Source organism: Kitasatospora sp. MAA19 (assembly GCF_029894125.1).
In the GTDB taxonomy this organism is placed as follows: domain Bacteria; phylum Actinomycetota; class Actinomycetes; order Streptomycetales; family Streptomycetaceae; genus Kitasatospora.
Window position 1 is genome coordinate 1 of the sequence record NZ_JARXYZ010000048.1, and the last position, 16,459, is coordinate 16,459.

Here is a 16,459-nt window from a genome sequence, read left to right on the forward strand (position 1 = left end):
CCTGTGGGAGAGTAGGACGCCGCCGAACAATCATTCACAGAGAACCCCCATCCGGGAAACCGGATGGGGGTTCTCTGCATTTCCGGGCCGGAATCGGAGCCGGGGTGCGGCGATGACTCCGGGGGAGAGGCTGGTCCAGGCGCGGCTGGAGCGGAGCCGGTCCGGGGAGATCGCACCGCGCGGGCGTGCACAGGGTGTTGACGGCTCGTCGACGCGTGGGGGTCGTGGGGTGGGAATGGCTTGAGTCGAGCGTGATTCATAAGATGGCAAGTCAGTAGTTATTTGCCGGTGTCATGATCTGCGGAGGGCGCCCAGGACCAGGGCGCGCCCGTGGATCCGGGCCGGTCCCTGGATTCACTCCGGTCCTCGGGCTTGATTCAGGGGGAACCATGCATGGCACCGTGCTCGCCGACCGCTACCGGCTGGTGGACTGGCTGGGCGGTGGGTCGATGGGCGACGTGTGGCTGGCCGAGGACGAGGTCCTGGGCCGCCGGGTGGCGGTCAAGGTGGTGAAGCCGGCCCTGCTGGACGAGTCCGGCTTCGCCGAGCGCTTCCACGACGAGGCCCGCGTCATGGCGCAGCTGCGGCACCCGGGCATCGTCGGCGTGTACGACTACGGGCACAGCGTCGCGGACGGGCAGCGCTCGGTCGGCTACCTGGTCATGGAACTGATCGAGGGGGAGCCGCTCAGCGCCGTGCTGGAGCGCCGCGGCGCCCTGCCGGTGGCGGAGACCCTCCGGACGGCGCTCCAGGTCCTGGAGGCGTTGGAGGCCGCGCACGAGTCGGGAGTGGTCCACCGGGACATCAAGCCGGCCAACCTGATGGTCCGTGCCGACCGGACGGTGATCGCGGACTTCGGCATCGCCCGGCCCGGCTGCGACGCCCGGCTGACCGTACCGGGGGTGGTGCTCGGCACCGCCGCCTACCAGGCGCCGGAACAGGCCTCCATCGGGACGGTCACCGCCTCGGCGGACCTCTACGCACTCGGCGTCGTCCTTTACGAATGCCTCGCCGGGAGGCTGCCCTTCGACGGGGAGACCGCCCTTGAGGTGATCCTCAAGCACCTGACGGAGCCTCCGCCGCCGCTTCCCGAGGACGTGCCCGCGCCGGTTCGGTCGCTGGTCGAGCGGGCGATGGCCAAGGAACCCGGCGAGCGTTGGCCCGACGCGGCGACGATGGCCGCAGCGGTACGGGACGCCCTTACACCGGTCGGGGAGAAGGCGCCGCCGACCCCGGACCGGCCCCGGCAGGTCGCCGGACGCGCACCGCGGGTCGGGCTCCGCCTGCGCAGGCTGATCGGGGTGACGGCGCTGTCGCTGCTCTGCATGGCCGGGGCCGCCGGAGCGACGGTGATCCCGCCCGACCAGGACGGCGCGCCGGACAGCACCGTCGTCGCCGGGCCGAAGGCCGGCCTCGCGGGGTCGGGCGATCCCTCGCCGGTGGAGGTCGCCCGCCCGCTCGCCGAACAGCAGCCCGCCCAGACGGCGGTTCCGGTGCCGTCGGCCGGACCGGGAGCGGGTGAAAGTCCCACGCCCGGCGCCGAGCCCGAACCGGTCGCCGGGCGGACCCCCGCCGCGCCGCCCGTCCGGCCCGGTGCGCCCGACTCCGCCTCCACTGCGCCCGCCGGCGGCCAGAACCCCACCGCACCCGCGCCGACCTCCGCCGCGCCGCCCGTCCGGCCCGGTGCGCCCGACTCCGCCTCCACTGCGCCCGCCGGCGGCCAGAACCCCGCCACGTCCGCGCCGACCTCCGCCGTCCCGTCCCAGCCCGCCTCCCGCGAACCGGCCACGCCCACGGCGTCGGCGACGGCGGCGCAGCCCACCCAGCAGCCGAAGCCGCAGCTGCCCACCATGGTGCAGATCAGCGGCACCGACGGCGCGCTGGACAATTCCCAATCCAGGGACCAGGACGGCAACGAGGTCGACACCTACGTCGTCAACGGCACGCTGGCGCAGACGTGGCGGCTGGAGAAGGTGGCCGAGGGGACGTACCTCCTGCGCAACGGCTCCAGCAACTTCGCCAAGGTGCTGGATCTGGACTGGAAGACCGGGCGGGTGCAGATCTGGACGAATCCGCCGGGCGCCGACAACCAGGCCTGGTCCTTCGTGCCGGTTCAGGGCGGCTACCAGATCGTCAACTTCTGGAACAAGGGCTGTCTGACGTCCGACGGGATCGCCCACATGGCCAGAGTGGCGGCCTGCTCGAACGCGGCGAACCAGGTGTGGACGCTCTCCTGAGCCGACGGACCGGCAACTGGACGAAGCGCGCCCTCCGGGGGAGCACACCGGGAGCCGAACGCAACCTCCGGACCGGGGGTCACGCCGGCAGCCAGGACGGCCACTGCCGGCGGGGCCGGTCGGCGGGCCGGCCGAGGCCGATCAGGGCGTGCAGCCGGTCGGCTTCGGGGGAGCCGATGGCGGCCAGGATGTCGTAGGCCTCCGACCGGCACGCCCGGGCCGCGTCCTCGGTGGCATCGCGGTCGGCGAGCGCGTCACCGAGCGCCGCCAGGGCCAGCCCCCGCCCCCGGCGGTCGCCGTCGAGCGTCAGCACCTCGACCGCCCGGTCGGCCGCCTCCACCGCCTCGTCGCTGCGGCCGACGGCGCGCAGCGACTCGGTGAGCCGCAGGAGCGTACGGCCCGTCCGGCGCCGGTCGTCCGGCCGCAGCAGGGCGAGGGCGCCGCGGTGGTGGCGCAGGGCCTGCTCGAACTCGCCGCGGTCGTGGGCGATCGTCCCCAACGAGTCGAGGGCGAGCGCCTGGAGCTCGTGGTCGGCGAGGTGGTGGCAGATCAGCAGGGACTGGTCGACGACGCGGACCGCCGCCTCGAACCGGCCGAGTTCGGTGAACGCGCCGGCCAGGTTGAGCAGTTCGCCCGCCACCGAGCGCCGGTCGCCGAGCCGCTCCCAGACCGAGATCGCCGCCGTGAAGCCGTCGACCGCGTCGCCCGGCCGACCGGCCTGGACGAACAGGGCGGCCAGCGAGGCGTGGGCCAGGGCGAGCAGCGGACCCGGCAGGTCGTGGGCGGTGCACAGGTCGCGGGACCTGAGCAACTCGCCGAGGGCCGCGGGTTCGGAGCCGACCTCGGTCAGCAGCCGTCCGAGCACCAGCCGGGCCCTGACCTCGGCCGTTCGGTCGCCCTGCCGGACGGCGGCCTGAAGCAGGACCTTGGCCGCGTGTCCCAGCGGCCGGGTGGCCTGGCCGGTCTCGCACAACAGGCTGCACCCGAGCAGCAGTTCGGCCACCAGATCGAGCCGGGTCGGCTCGTGGAGCCCGGCGTACTGGCCGACCAGGGCGCCGATGCCGTGGTACTCGCCGCGACCGCGGGCCACCGCACGGGAGTCGGGAGCGTGCAGCGCACCGGCGCCGGGCAGGGCCGCGCGGGTGGCGGACGGGCCGAGGGCCGCGATGGTCTCGGCGTGGTGGCGGATCGCCAGGCGGGTGAGGACGGCGGCCGGGCGGTCCGCCTCCGCCTGCGCGTCCGAGCTCGCCGTCGTATCCGGGGTGAGCCGCTGGGCGAAGGCGCGCAGCAGGTCGTGGAACCGGTAACGGTCCGGTGGCGCGGTCTCCAGCATCGAGCAGTCGACCAGTGACTCGGCCAGCTCCTCGGCCGCGTGCTCGGGCAGGCCGAGCACCGCCGCCACCGCGCCCGGCGACAGATCGGGCACGTCCGGCACCGCCAACAGCCGGAAGGCGCGAGCCTGATCGGATGTCAGCTGGTCGTAGCCGAAGCGGAACGCCGACTCGACGGCGAGGTCCCCGGTGCGCAGCACATCCAGTCGGAGACGATTCTCGGACAGCTTGTCGAGCAGCCGGGCCATGCTCCAGTCCGGCCGGCAGGCGAGGCGGGCGGCGAGGATGCGCACGGCCAACGGGAGATGGCCGCAGAGCCGGACGAGTTCCCCGGCCGTGTCCGGCTCGGCCCGCAGCCTCTGCTCGCCGACCACCTGGCCGAGCAGGCCGAGGGCCTCCTCCGGGGCGAAGGCCGGCAGCTCGACGACGTGCGCGTTGGGAAGTGAACCGAGCCTGGCCCGGCTGGTGACGAGCACAGCGCAGCCGGGCCGGCCGGGCAGCAGCGGCCTGATCTGTTCGGCGTCCCGGGCGTTGTCGAGAACCACCAGCACACGTCGGCCGGAGAGTAGTGAGCGGAACTGGGCGGATCGTTCGGCCGGCCCGACGGGCAGCGTGTCCGCCGGCACGCCGAGGGCGCGGAGGAAGGCGCCCAACACCTCCTCGGGCGGGGTCGGGTGGCCGTCGGCCCCGTGCAGGTCGACGTAGAGCTGGCCGTCGGGGAAGTCGGCGGCCAGCCCGTGCGCGACATGGACGGCCAGGGCCGTCTTGCCCACGCCGCCCAAGCCCGACACGGTCGCCACGGGCACGGTGCGGGGGGCGAGCAGGACGGTCCGCAGCGCCTCGGTCTGCGCCTCGCGGCCGGTGAAGTCGGCGAGGTCGGCCGGGACCTGGGTCGGCGGTGCCGGCGGCTGGTACGGCGGGCGGGCCGCGGCGGTGCCGGTACGGGGTGCTGAGGGGGCCAGGAGAGCGGGCGTCACGAGAGTGGCGTCGGCCACCAGGATCCGGCGCTGCAACTCGCGCAGACCGGGCCCGGCGGCGACGCCGAGCTGTGCCTGCAGCCGCCGGTCCGTAGTGCGGTACACACTCAGCGCCTCGGCCTGCCGGCCGGCCCGGTAGAGGGCGAGCATCAGCAGCTCGGAGAACCGTTCCCTGAGCGGGTGTTCGGCCGCGACCGCGGTCAGTTCGGCGACGGCCTCGCCGGACGGTCCGGCCTCGACCTCGGCCTCCAGGCACGACTCCAGGACGGTCACCCGGCGTTCGGCCCACTCGCCGCGCTGCCGCTCGGCATAGGGGCCGGGGAGCCCGGACATCGGCTCGCCCTGCCAGAGGGCCAGCACCGAGCGGAGCGTGGCGGCGGCGTGGGCGTGCTCCCCGGCGCCGCGGAGTTCCTTCGCCTCGCCGACGAGCTCCTCGCAGCGGTCGATGTCCAGTCCCCCGGGGTCCACGGTGAGCAGGTAGCCCCCGCCGAGCGAGGTCAGCGCGGTGGGCCCGAGGATGCGGCGCAGGCGGTGGACGTACGTCCGGATCACGGCCGTGGGCTTGGCGGGCGGATCCTCGCCCCACAGGTCGTCGACGAGTTGACCGAGCGACACGGTGTGGTTGGCCCTCAGCAGCAGCGAGAGGAGCAGGCTCCGCTGTTGCGGTGACCCGAGCGCGAGCTCGCCGCCGTCCCGCCACCCCCGCACCGGTCCCAGCACCGCGAACCGCAACTCACCCACCAGCTGTCCCCATCCACCCGCAAACGAACCCCCCGGCGAATGATACCGACCGCATCACCCCTGGTCAGGGGGTTGCCCTCGGCACCTGGATGCCGTTGACGCAGGTCGGCGGGCTGATGCCGGGGAGCCGGACGGCGTGGAAGGGCTCCTGGCGGCGGGCGCGGGCGCGGGCATGGGCGTCGGGCGGCGCGGGCGCAGGTGCGGGCGTTCGTGGTGGGGCCGGTCGCGTTGAGACGGTCCGGCGGGGTGACTATCGTCGTGGGGTGAGTGAGCGTGTGATGCAAGAGCCCACCTTGATGGTGTTGACCGCCCTCGCGGATGCACCCCGGCATGGGTACGCCATTGCGCAGGAGGTCAAAGCGATGACGGGCGGCCGTGTCTCGTTGCGTACGGGCGCCCTGTACGGGGCCCTGGACCGCCTGCTGGCCGACGGCCTGATCGACATCGAGCGCGAGGAGATCGTCGACGGCCGGGCCCGGCGGATCTTCACCCTGTCCTCGTCGGGGCGGGAGCGGCTGGCGGTGGAGGCCGAGCGGCTGGCGGCGGCGGCGAAGGAGGCCACTCGCCGCCTGTCCGTCGCGCAGCCGCCGGCGGCCACATGATCGAGCACGTGCTGCGGCTCTATCCCGCTGCCTACCGACGGGCCCATGGTGGGGAGATCGTCGCGACCTTTCGCGAGATGACCGCGGGCGAGCCGCTGGGTTCGCGGCTGCGGGAGGGTGCCGGTCTGGCGGCGCACGCGGTGAGGATGCGGATGGGGCTGGGGTCGGCGGCTTCCGTCGCGAAGGTTCTCGGTCTGGCGTACCCCTTCGCCCTGGCCGCCTCGGCCGCCGCCTGCGGCCTGCACCTGCTGCGCTGGTACGCCGCCTTCGTCTCCTCGCCCACCCCGTGGAGGACGCAGCTCGGGGTCGATCTGGAGGGGGCGTGGGGTGCGCTGCTCGTCTCGTCGCTGGTCGTGTTCGCGGGAGCGGCGGCGGCGTTGGCCGGCCGCTGGCGGGTGGGGGTGCCCTGCACGGTGGCCGGGCTGCTCTCCTTCGCGGTGGCCGTGGTGGTCAGCGGGCCGGCGTTCGGTGACCCGGTCGTCACTCCGGCCGCGATGGTCCTGGCGGCGGCCGTGGTGCTCGCCTGCCCGCCGGACCGGCGGGTGGAGAGCGTCGCGGCGGGGCGGGCGGGCCTGGCCGGTGCCGTGATCGCGCTCGTGGTCGTGCCACGGGCGGCCGTCGACGCGCACGGCGTGCCGTGGGTCAGTACCGACTACGGGTGCTGGCCGCTGCTCGTCCTCGCCGCGACCGGCGTCGCGCTGACCTGGCTCAGCGGATCACGAGGCGGTCGCGAGCTGGCGGCCATGGCCCTGTCGTCCCCGCCCCTGCTCGCCCACGCGTACACCGTGGCGTGGGGCGAGGCGGCTGTTGTCGCGGGTGTGGTGGCCGCATGGCCGGTCACTGCGGCGATCGCCCGTCTTGCCGGCCGCCTGAAGCGGGCCGGACGCCCCCTCCTCTGACCTCTGACCTCTGACCGGCCTGTCGAGGTCGAGCATCCACACGGGTGCGACGAGTGGCGTCCATCGCCGGCCCATTAGTCCGTTTGACGTAGCATTCCGCTCGACGGACTATTGGGTCCTGTGCGAGAGGAGACTCATGCCGTTCACCCTGTCCCACCCCGCGGCCGTACTGCCGTTGCTGCGGCCGCCCTTCAGCCGGACCGCACTGGTGGCCGGAGCCGTCGCACCGGACCTGCCCTACGTCGTCGTCGCCACGGGCCTGCCCGTCAGTGCGCAGTCCTGGTACGAACCCTTCGTCAACGCCACGACCACGCACGGCGCGTCGGGGGCCGTCACCGTCACCCTGCCGTACGCCCTCAGCCTGTGCGGACTGGTCCGGGCCGGCCGTCGCCCGCTGGCGTCCCTGCTGCCGGTGCCCGTCGCCCCGTCGCGGCCCCGGACCGCCGGCACGCTGGTACGGCGGGCCGGGTGGATCGTGCTGTCCGCCCTGATCGGCATCGCCACGCACCTGGTCTGGGATGCCTTCACCCACCACGACGGCTTCGTGGTCACCCGGGCGCCCTGGCTCAACTCCACGCTGGTGGGTGGCCTCACCTGGGCGCGGGCGCTGCAGCACGCGAGCACGATCGGCGGCCTGGCCGCCATCGCGGTGTACGCGTGGCGCAGGCGGGCCCGCCGTGAGGGTCAAGGTCGCGCGAGGCCCGACAGCGCAACACGGCGCCCTGTCCTCCTCGCCATGGCCCTGGTCGCGGTCGTCGGAGCCGTCGCCCACGCCTGGTGGTGGCTGGCCGGCCCGGAGGCGGTGGCCACCGGGCTGCCGCTGGGCATCGTGATCGAAGGGGTGCTGTCCGACGCCGCGAAAGGCGCGGGCGCCGGTCTGATCGGCGGCCTGACCCTGTACGTCGTCGTGTGGTGGATCCGGCGCGCCGTCACGGCAACCCGCCCCCGCAGGAGCGGAGTCGGCTCCGGGTACGAGGATGCCCCGCGGGCGAACAGCGCCGCCTGAGGCCGGACGGCGGCGCCGAGGTGGCGCCGGAATCCGGAACAACTCGTAGCGTTGGACGGAGAGTTCGGAGCCTGGCCGGAGAAGGGGAACACGTGCGGACGAGTCGTGATCAGGACCCGCTGAGTTTCGCGTTGCTCGGCGAACCGCGTGTGCGGCGCGCCGACACGGACGTAGACCTCGGCAGCCCGCAGCAGCGGTCGGTGCTGGTCGCCCTGCTGCTGCGCCCGAACGCGGTCGTGACGGGCGACGAGCTGATCGACGACCTGTGGGGAGACGAGCCGCCCGGTGCGCCCGACACCACCTTGCGCACCTACATGTGGCGGCTGCGGAACCTGCTGGAGCCCGTGCGCGCGAAGCCCACGGTGCTGATCTCCCAGGCGGGCGGCTACCGGCTGGCGATCGCACCGGACTGCGTGGACCTGTGGCGGGTCAAGCACCTGCAGGAGCTGGCCGGACAGCACGCCGCCGAGCGGCCGGAGGCCGCCCGGTACGCGCTGGGGGAAGCCCTCGCCCAGTGGCGCGGGGAGCCGCTCGTCGGCCTGCCGGGGCCGCTCATGCGCCGCGAGCGGGAACGGTTGTCGCAGCTGCGCCGCACGCTCCTGGAGGAGCGCCTCGCCCTCGACGTGGCACTCGGCGCCCCCGCCGACTACCTGCCGGAACTGGAGGAGCTGGCCGGTGACCACCCGTTCAACGAGCGTCTGCAGGAACTGCTCATCCGTGCGCTGCACCGGCAGGGCCGTACGCCCGAGGCGCGTGCGGTCCACGACGCGCTTCGATCGCGGCTGGTGGAGCAGCTGGGGATCGAACCGGGGCCTGTGCTCACGGAGTTGTGTCACGATCTCGACGTGGAAACCACCGAGCGATCGAGGGCCGCTCTGCCCGGCCCGGACTTACGGCCGGACGCACGGCCAAGCGCACGACCAGGCGCACCGGCATCGCCCGCGCCGGCCGACCGCGGCGACGGGTGCGACGTCCCGGACCAACTCCCGCCGGACCTGCCGCAGTTCACCGGACGGCAGGAGCACGTCGACCGGATCGGACAAGCGCTGACCGGACCGGCGCCGACCGGGCGGACCGGCTCCGGACTGCGGCTGGTGACCGTGACCGGGATGGCCGGGGTGGGGAAGACGACCCTCGCGGTGCGAGCCGCCCACACCCTGCGCCCGGACTTCCCGGACGGCCGGCTGTACGCGGATCTGCGCGGCGCCGACCTGGTGCCCGCGAACGCGTCCGACATCCTGGCGGACTTCCTGACGGCGCTCGGCATCCGGGCGGACGTCGTGCCCAAGGACCTCGACGGCAGGTCCGCGCTGTTCCGGACGGTCTGCGCGGGACGACGGCTGCTCATCCTCCTGGACAACGCCGGCGACGACGCCCAGATCCAGCCATTGCTGCCCGGCTCGTCCGACTGCGCGGTGATCGTCACTCGCCGCACGGCGCTCACCGGTGTGCCGTCGGTCCTGCACGTCGCGTTGGAGGTGTTCAGCGAGCACGAGGCGATCAGCCTGCTCGACTCCGTCATCGGCGCGGCACGCCGGGCCGAACAGACCCCCCAGGCCAGGATGCTGGTCGACGCCTGCGGCCGACTCCCCCTGGCCGTACGGATCGCCGGGGCCCGGCTCGCCGCCGCCCCGGACCAGCCGATCGCCGATCTCGTACGGTGCCTGGCCGACGACCGCGAGGGCATCGCCGCGCTCCGCACCAGCGACCTGGCGATCGAGCAGGTCTTCGAGCTCAGCTACCGGCTGCTCCCGGCGTCACCGGCCACCGCATTCAGGATGCTCTCCTGGGCGGAACCCGACGTCGGTCTGGCGCAGGCGGCCGCAGTCCTGGGCCTGGCGGAGGACGAGACGGAGCGGCTCGCGGAGTCGCTGGTGGACCAGGCGCTGCTGGAGTCGACGGGCGCCGGGCGCTACCGCTACCACGACCTGGTGCGCGCCTTCGCCCGCCGGACGTCGCTGCGGACCGACGAACACGAACGGGCCACCGCCCGGCAGCGGCTGCTGGCCCAGCTGCTCACGTGCGCCCGCGCGGCCTTCGCACTCGCCGTGCCCGGCGATCCGCTCGCCGACGTCTTCGGCGAGCCGCTTCAGCAGCAGGACGGCCGTCCGGGCTTCTCGGTCTCCGCGGATGCCACGGGCTCCCCGGATTCCACGGTCTTCGCGGATTCCACGGTCTTCGCGGTCTTCGCGGATCTGGCGGAGGCCCGGCGGTGGGCGCGGACCGAGACACCCGGCGCCGTGGCGCTCGCGGCCGCCATCGCGACGGACACCCTGCACGGCGTCGCCGACGACAAGTCGGCGGCGACGCCAGAACTACGGTCGGCCGTCGACCTGCTGATCGCCCTCAGCCCGCTCGGCCTCGGCGGCGTCGGCGGCCGGGCGGAGGACGCGACCCGCATGCTGATGGCCGCCGCGGTCGAGGGCGGCGACCGTTTTGCGGAGGGCCGATCGCGGTTCCTGCTCGGCACGGTCCTGCTGGCCCGGGCCCGGCTCGGCGAGGCCGAAGCGCAAGCCCGGCAGGCCGCGCAGGCCTGCCGGGAGGCGGCCGATCCGGCCGTTCTCAGGCAAGCCCTCAACGACCTCGGCCTCATCGCCCAGGCCGAGGGCCGGCACGAGGAAGCGATCACCGCCTTCGACGAGGCGGTGGCCCTCGCCCGGCGACTCGGCCACCGTTCCGGTGAGGTGGCGAGCGCCGCGAACGCGGCCCTGTCCCGCATCCGCACCGGTCACGCGGCCAGGGCGGTGCAGACCTGTCGGCGGATGCTCACCGGACCCGGGGAAGGCGCCGGATCCGGGGAAGCCGTCGGACCTGGGGGAGCCGTCGACGCCGCGATGACCGCATACGTGCACTACGTCCTCGGCCTCGCCTACCAGGAGCTGGGCCGACTCGACGACGCCGCGGCGCAGCTGCGGTCCTGCATCGGCTGCGCGAGCGCCATCGGCGATCACGACCGCGAGTCGGCCGCCCGAAGCCGTCTGGCCGATGTCCTGCGCCTGCTCGGACGGCTCGACGAGGCCGTGCACCAGGCGGAGCGGGCAGTGGAGCTCGCGGAGAAAGGTGGGCGACAGCGCGAACGCGCCCTCGCCCACCTGGTGCTGGCCCACGCGATGACCGCCCGCAGCGACCACCGCGCCGCGCAGGATCAGGAGACGAAGGCGCGCCTACTGCTCGGTCGGCCGAGCACTCCGGAGACCGCCGGCACGACGTCGATGCTGACCGCCCTGGCCACCGCCGACTGAACCCCTCACACCCCCGGAGGAAGGACGAGGCCGGTCCCGTTCCACACGATGTGCCCCGACAGGCAGTGCACGTTGGCAGACCCGCCGCAGACCTGCGCCGACGGCGCGGTCGGCGAGCTCTGCCGCACGGGATCTCCCGCGTTCACGGCCATGGCACCCAGGGCCGACACCAGAACCGCCGCACCGGCAACAGCCGTGCGGACGAGGATCGTTCGAAACACGGAAGACACTCCCTACTCATCTGTAACAAGGCGTCCGAACGTTCGCAGGAGCCGGTAGACAGCGCATCAACGTGCCTTTGACCCCGGCGCGGGGCGGGACGCGACGGGACGACCCGGCCCGGACACGGGCATCGACGGTCGTCAGGGGTGCCGGGCAGGCGTACCTCGCGGAGGGCGGGACCGGTGCTTCGACGGCGTGCGCCGGTCATCGACGCCAAGTGTTGATCAAATGTCCATCCGCGCTTCGTAAAGTCGCGCCCGCTTCATGTCGTCAACGGCGGGAAAGAAATGCACCACACGTCACCACGCTTCAACCACCCCCCGAGCGGGGTTCCACGGCACCGGCCGGCCGGTCGGCGCCGGGTCGAACCCGCTGTGGCACACCAAGAACCTCCAGGACGGCCGCACTCCCGGCTACCTGAGGTCCTACGGCGTCGACACCGGCCTGCCGAGCGGGCAGCTGACCGGGAGCTACGCGCCGAAGTGCTCGGACGCGCTCCAGGCGCCCTGGCTGTGGAACGACACCAAGAAGGTGTTCCTGTCCACCGAGAACGAGAAGTCGATCGACGCCAAGGCCCGCTACATCGTCGACAAGGGCATCGGCGGCGCGATGATCTGGGAGCTCGCCGGTGACTACGCCCAACGGCCGGGCGGGGAATGGGGCATGGGCTACGACCTGACCACCCGTCTGGACAACGCCTTCAAGGGTGCCGGAGCCGCCGGCAGCACGAAGGCCGGCGGCCGGCCGCAGCCGGCCGAGGTGATCGACGTGAAGGCCGAACTGGTGGAATTCCCCACCGGGGAGAACGACTTCTACCCGGTCCAGCCGAAGCTGCGGATCACCAACAACTCCGGCGTCACGCTGGCCCAGGGCACCGAGATCGCCCTCGACCTGCCCACCTCGATGCCGCCGATCGTCAAGGACAACGACTACAAGGAGATGAAGGGCCTCGCACCCGGCCACACCGGCCCCAACACGGGCGGCCTGAAAGGGGACTTCCACCGGCTCACCCTCACCCTCGGCTACTGCGAGGACCTGGCGCCGGGCGCCTCCCGGGACATCGACCTGAAGTACTACCTCCCGATCACCGGGCCGTCCAACGTGACGTTCAGGATCGGCGGACGGGAGTACGGCTCGACCGGGGACCAGCGTCGCGACGTCCGGACGGTGACGCCGCCGGCCCCCGCCACGGGCAGCTCCTGCCAGGCCCCGGACTGGCGCCAGGGCCAGGTCTACCGGCCCGACGGCGGACGGCTGTGGCGGATGTACGACAAGGGTGCTGCGGGGCCGGCCGGTCAGCGGCCGGCGGCGGCCTGCCGGATGAGGTCGGCCACCGCGGCGGGCTGGGAGACGTAGACGGCGTGGCTGCCGGGGACCTCGACCGTTGTGGCACCGGCCCGCTCGGCCATGGCGCGCTGGGCCGGCGGCGGGATCATGCGGTCGTCGGTCGCGACCAGGTACCAGGCGGGCTTCATGCGCCAAGCGGGCTGGAACGCGGCCCCGTTGAGGGCCTCGACGCCCCAGGGGACCTGGGAGTCGGCCATGAACGCGGCCAGGTCCGCGGGGACGTCCGCGGCGAAGGAGGCGGCGAACCGGCTCCGGTCCAGGAACAGGAAGCCGTCCCGGGGCGGCAGGATCGGCGGCACCGGGGCGCCGGGCGGCGGGTCGGCGATGAGGCTGCCCACCGACTCGCCCTTGTCGGGGGCGAACGCGGCGATGTAGACGAGTGCGGCCACCTTCTCGTGGTTGCCGGCCTCGGTGATCACGACGCCGCCGTAGGAGTGGCCGACCAGGACGGCCGGTCCGTCGAGGGCGTCGAGGACCTGGTGGGTGGCGGCGACGTCGCCCTCCAGCGACAGCGTCGGGTTCTGCACGATGCTGACGCGGTAGCCCTCCCCGGTCAGCTGCTCGTACACCCCCTGCCACCCGGAGCCGTCGACGAAGCCCCCGTGGACCAGGACGACGTTCGTGGGTCGTGCGTTCTCGCTCATCACTTCTCCTGTACTGATCTGTACGCATCGGACGGACGAGGTCACGTGGAGAACGGTAGGAGTGAGGGCGGGGCGGTCGATTCCGTCATGTGACGTACTTCGGGGAAGAGGGAGGAGGGGCAGCGGGAGGGGGAGGACCGGAACCATCGACGGACCTATCCCTCCTGGACCTGGTCGAGTGCGTCCCGCAGGGCGGCCCGGGAGGTGACACCCAGCTTCGGGAACAGCTGGTAGAGATGGGTGGAGACGGTCCGCGGAGACAGGAAGAGCCGCTCGCCGATCTGCTTGTTGGACAGGCCTGCGGCCGCCAGCTCCGCGATCTCCCGCTGCTGCGGCGTCAGCGAGACGCCCGTAGTCCTGGTCCGGGCGCGCACCGGGCTGCCGCAGGCGCGTAGCTCCTTGTCGGCCCGGTCGGTCCACGGGTCGGCACCGAGCCGCCGGAACACGTCCGCGGCAGCGCCCAGGTGGGGGCGGGCCCGGGCCGAGGCCCTGCCGCGGCGGAGCCGCTCGCCGAAGTACAGCTGGATGCGGGCGTGGTCGAACGGCCAGCGCTCGGCCCCCTCGACGGCCAGGGCCTCGCCGAACCTGCGGACGGCCTCCTCGTCGTCCTCGGTGGCCAGGGCGGCGGAGGCGAGCAGGACCATGCGCAACCGCGGTGACACGGCGTCCAGTCCGGCCTCCCGGGCCGCTCTGATGTGGTCGACGGCCTTCTCGCGCCGGCCGGTTCGCACCGCGGCCTCGACCGTGTCGAGGACCACCCACAGCGCGTGCCCGGTGAACGGCGACAGCGATCCGACCGGCGTGATGGTGTCGGCGTGCCGGTAGGCCGCTTCGACATCGCCCTGCGACAGGGCGATCAGCGTCCTGGCATGGGCGGCGTAGCAGCGGACGGCGTTGGCGCGGCGGGACCCGGCCCACTGGTCCATCCGGTCGGCGAACGCGCGGGCGGTCGCGAAGTCGCCGCAGGCCGCGGACACGCAGGCCAGCACGAACGTGCCGGTCCAGGAACGCAGCGGATAGTCGAACTCCGCACACAGGCTCAGCCCGTGGTGGGCCACCCGTCGAAGCTCCGACCATTCGCCGGTGAACCAGGCATGGCTGCTCCACAGGAAGGAGGCCTGGATGGCGGGGAAGATGTTCTCGCCGGTGCGTCCGCCCCGGGCCGTACGCCGCAGCGGCTCCTCCAACGCACCGAGGCGGTCCGCGTAGGCGCCGGCCGTACCGATCCGCACGATCCGGATCGGATCCGACGTGCCGGGCAGTGCCGCGATGGCGGCGTCGAGCCGGGCCCAGTCGGACGGGCGGGCCCGGGCGGGGTCGGCGAAGGTGGCCCGCAACAACTGCACGGTGTCCGGGACCGAGGTGCACTTCGCGAGCGCCTCGTCGAAGTCCGGCCACAACTCGGGCCTGCCGCCGTAGACGCACACCATCAGCAGGGTGGACAGCGCTTCGAGCACGGTGGCGTCGGTCGGGTCGTAGGGTGCGGGCTGGAGGGCGATCGCACCGCTGAGCAGGCGGTGCGCGGTGTCGATGTCTCCGTAGCTGTTGAGCAGGTACAACGCGGCAGCCACCGCGGCGGCCAGGGAGTCGGCATGCGGGGCGGCCTGTCGCGCGTCGTCCAGCAGGCGCGGCACGTCACGCAGGTCGCCGGTGAGGTTCGCGCCGACGTACGCCGCCTTGGCCAGCCGTCTGGCCTGCTCGGACCTGGCCGGGCTCAGCTCGGCGGCCCGCACCAGCGCCGCCACCGCGTTCGGCCCGTCGCCGCGGCGGGCGCTGACGTCGGCGGCCTCCTCGAGGAGGGCCGCGATCTGTTCGTCGGGTTCGACGGTGGCCTGCGCCAGGTGCCAGGCCCGCTGCTCGGGGACCCCGGTCCACGCCTGCGCGAGTGCGCGGTGGACGTTGCGTCGCTGGTCGCTGGTCGAGAGGTCCACCACCGCCGAGCGCATGAGCGAGTGCCGGAATCCCAGCCGGCCGGTCGTGTCGTCGACGTGGACGAGCTGAACGCGCTCCGCGGGAGCCAGGTGCTTCAGGCTGCACCGCCCGGCCACCGCCCGGCGGACGATCCGCAGGTTGCCGCTGCCCTCCAACGCCGCCACGAGCAGGAGGTGCCGGGTGGCCGCCGGCAGAGTCGTGATGCGGGAGGCGAACGTCGACTGGAGCCGTCGGGTCAGCGGTATGCGAGCGGGCAGGGCCTGGGACGCGGCCCGCTGGGGATCGGTCAGGGCGGCCGGGAGCTCCAGCAGCGCCAGCGGATTGCCTTCGGCATCCGCCATCAGGCGCCGTCGGACCCGGGGGGCGAGCGCCGGGAAGCGACGGCGGAGCAACGCCTCGGAGGCGTCCTCGCTCAGCGGACCCAGCTCGTGCAGCGGAAGTCCGCTGTAGTCGAAGAAGCTCTCGTCCCCGGGTCTGGCCGCACAGAGCATCCCCGCGCCGGTGCCCGGCAGCTGACGGGCTACCTGCCCCAGCACGACGGCACTGGCCCGGTCCAGCCACTGCACGTCGTCCAGCACCAGCAGGGTGGGCAGGTCGCGGGAGAGGTCCGCGAGCAGCGACACCACGGCCTCGGTGACCGCGTCGTGCCCGGGTGCCGTGCCCCGCTCGAAGCCCAGGGCCGCGGCGAGGACGGGTACGCCTGCCGCTTCCGATCGGCTCTCGGGTGCCGAGGCCAGCAACTGCCGGAGAGCGCCGTAGCCGGCCTGCGCCCGGTACTGCACACCCACGGTCTGCAGTACCCGCACCCCTGCGGCCTCGGTCTCCCGGGCGACCGCGGCGAGCAGTGCCGTCTTCCCGACTCCCGGCTCCCCCAGCAGCACCAGCGATCCACCGGCACGCGGGATGCCGGCGAGGAAGGCACCGACCCGCTCCCGGTCGGCCTCGCGGCCGATCAGGGCGCCGTCCCCGTCGTCCGAACTGCCGGACGTGGTGGGACCGGTGGCTCCGTCTCCCATGACTGCACCTCCCCGGAGCGGCGATCGTCGAGACCCCCATGGCCGCCAGGGACACCGTAGTGACATAGTCGGCCGCTGTCCGGTGGGTGCGCCGATCTCCCGGGCGCCCCGGGTGCGAGTGACGCCGCCGCTTCCGGGCGCCTCGCCATGGCTATTCGTCGACTTTCCGACGGAAGGGCAGTCGGCTATGTCGAGGAAACCATGCGAATCCGTGTTCGCAGCCGCCCGCCTGTATCTGATGTGACGCCAAAATCTCCATTATG

The 16,459-nt window shown here is 73.4% G+C and carries 10 protein-coding genes; 6 read left to right on the plus strand and 4 right to left on the minus strand.

Features of this window, described 5'->3' with window-relative positions; genetic code table 11:
- Window positions 1-389: 389 nt before the first annotated feature.
- Entirely contained in the window at window positions 390-2,237 is a 1,848-nt protein-coding gene (locus P3T27_RS37785) for a serine/threonine-protein kinase (RefSeq protein ID WP_280685860.1), read from the plus strand.
- Window positions 2,238-2,316: 79 nt separating this feature from the next.
- Here P3T27_RS37785 and P3T27_RS37790 read toward each other — a convergent pair whose 3' ends face one another.
- On the minus strand, window positions 2,317-5,286 hold the full coding sequence (locus tag P3T27_RS37790) for an AfsR/SARP family transcriptional regulator (RefSeq protein WP_280685861.1): 2,970 nt from the start codon (window positions 5,284-5,286) through the stop codon (window positions 2,317-2,319).
- 278 nt (window positions 5,287-5,564) lie between these two features.
- On the opposite strand from P3T27_RS37790, the gene P3T27_RS37795 reads away from it, so the two are divergent.
- The 4 genes from P3T27_RS37795 to P3T27_RS37810 all read left to right on the plus strand — a co-directional run bounded on the left by P3T27_RS37795 (window position 5,565) and on the right by P3T27_RS37810 (window position 11,035).
- Complete coding sequence (locus P3T27_RS37795) at window positions 5,565-5,888, plus strand: PadR family transcriptional regulator (protein WP_280685895.1); 324 nt, start codon at window positions 5,565-5,567, stop codon at window positions 5,886-5,888.
- Window positions 5,885-6,787: a hypothetical protein gene (locus tag P3T27_RS37800; RefSeq protein ID WP_280685862.1), complete on the plus strand. Its 903-nt coding sequence runs from the start codon at window positions 5,885-5,887 to the stop codon at window positions 6,785-6,787. The genes P3T27_RS37795 and P3T27_RS37800 overlap by 4 nt, the downstream gene beginning before the upstream one ends.
- 136 nt (window positions 6,788-6,923) lie before the next feature.
- A complete protein-coding gene (locus P3T27_RS37805) occupies window positions 6,924-7,793 on the plus strand; it encodes a DUF4184 family protein (RefSeq protein WP_280685863.1) in 870 nt (289 codons plus the stop codon).
- A 92-nt stretch (window positions 7,794-7,885) separates the two neighbouring features.
- The gene (locus P3T27_RS37810; RefSeq protein WP_280685864.1) at window positions 7,886-11,035 is read left to right on the plus strand and encodes an AfsR/SARP family transcriptional regulator; all 3,150 of its coding nucleotides are present in this window, start codon (window positions 7,886-7,888) and stop codon (window positions 11,033-11,035) included.
- A 5-nt stretch (window positions 11,036-11,040) separates the two neighbouring features.
- On the opposite strand, the gene P3T27_RS37815 is transcribed toward P3T27_RS37810, so the two are convergent.
- Window positions 11,041-11,256 carry a hypothetical protein gene (locus tag P3T27_RS37815; RefSeq protein WP_280685865.1) on the minus strand — a complete coding sequence of 72 codons (216 nt, stop codon included), beginning with the start codon at window positions 11,254-11,256 and terminating at the stop codon, window positions 11,041-11,043.
- A gap of 265 nt (window positions 11,257-11,521) precedes the next feature.
- Here P3T27_RS37815 and P3T27_RS37820 point away from each other — a divergent pair, with 265 nt between their 5' ends.
- Window positions 11,522-12,613 (plus strand): chitinase C-terminal domain-containing protein, encoded by a 1,092-nt coding sequence (locus tag P3T27_RS37820; protein ID WP_280685866.1) that lies wholly within the window; start codon window positions 11,522-11,524, stop codon window positions 12,611-12,613.
- On the opposite strand, the gene P3T27_RS37825 is transcribed toward P3T27_RS37820, so the two are convergent.
- Window positions 12,553-13,248: an alpha/beta hydrolase gene (locus tag P3T27_RS37825; protein ID WP_280685867.1), complete on the minus strand. Its 696-nt coding sequence runs from the start codon at window positions 13,246-13,248 to the stop codon at window positions 12,553-12,555. The two genes, P3T27_RS37820 and P3T27_RS37825, sit on opposite strands and share 61 nt — an antisense overlap.
- A 155-nt stretch (window positions 13,249-13,403) precedes the next feature.
- A complete protein-coding gene (locus P3T27_RS37830; protein WP_280685868.1) occupies window positions 13,404-16,196 on the minus strand; it encodes a LuxR family transcriptional regulator in 2,793 nt (930 codons plus the stop codon).
- Between the last annotated feature and the right edge of the window lie 263 nt (window positions 16,197-16,459).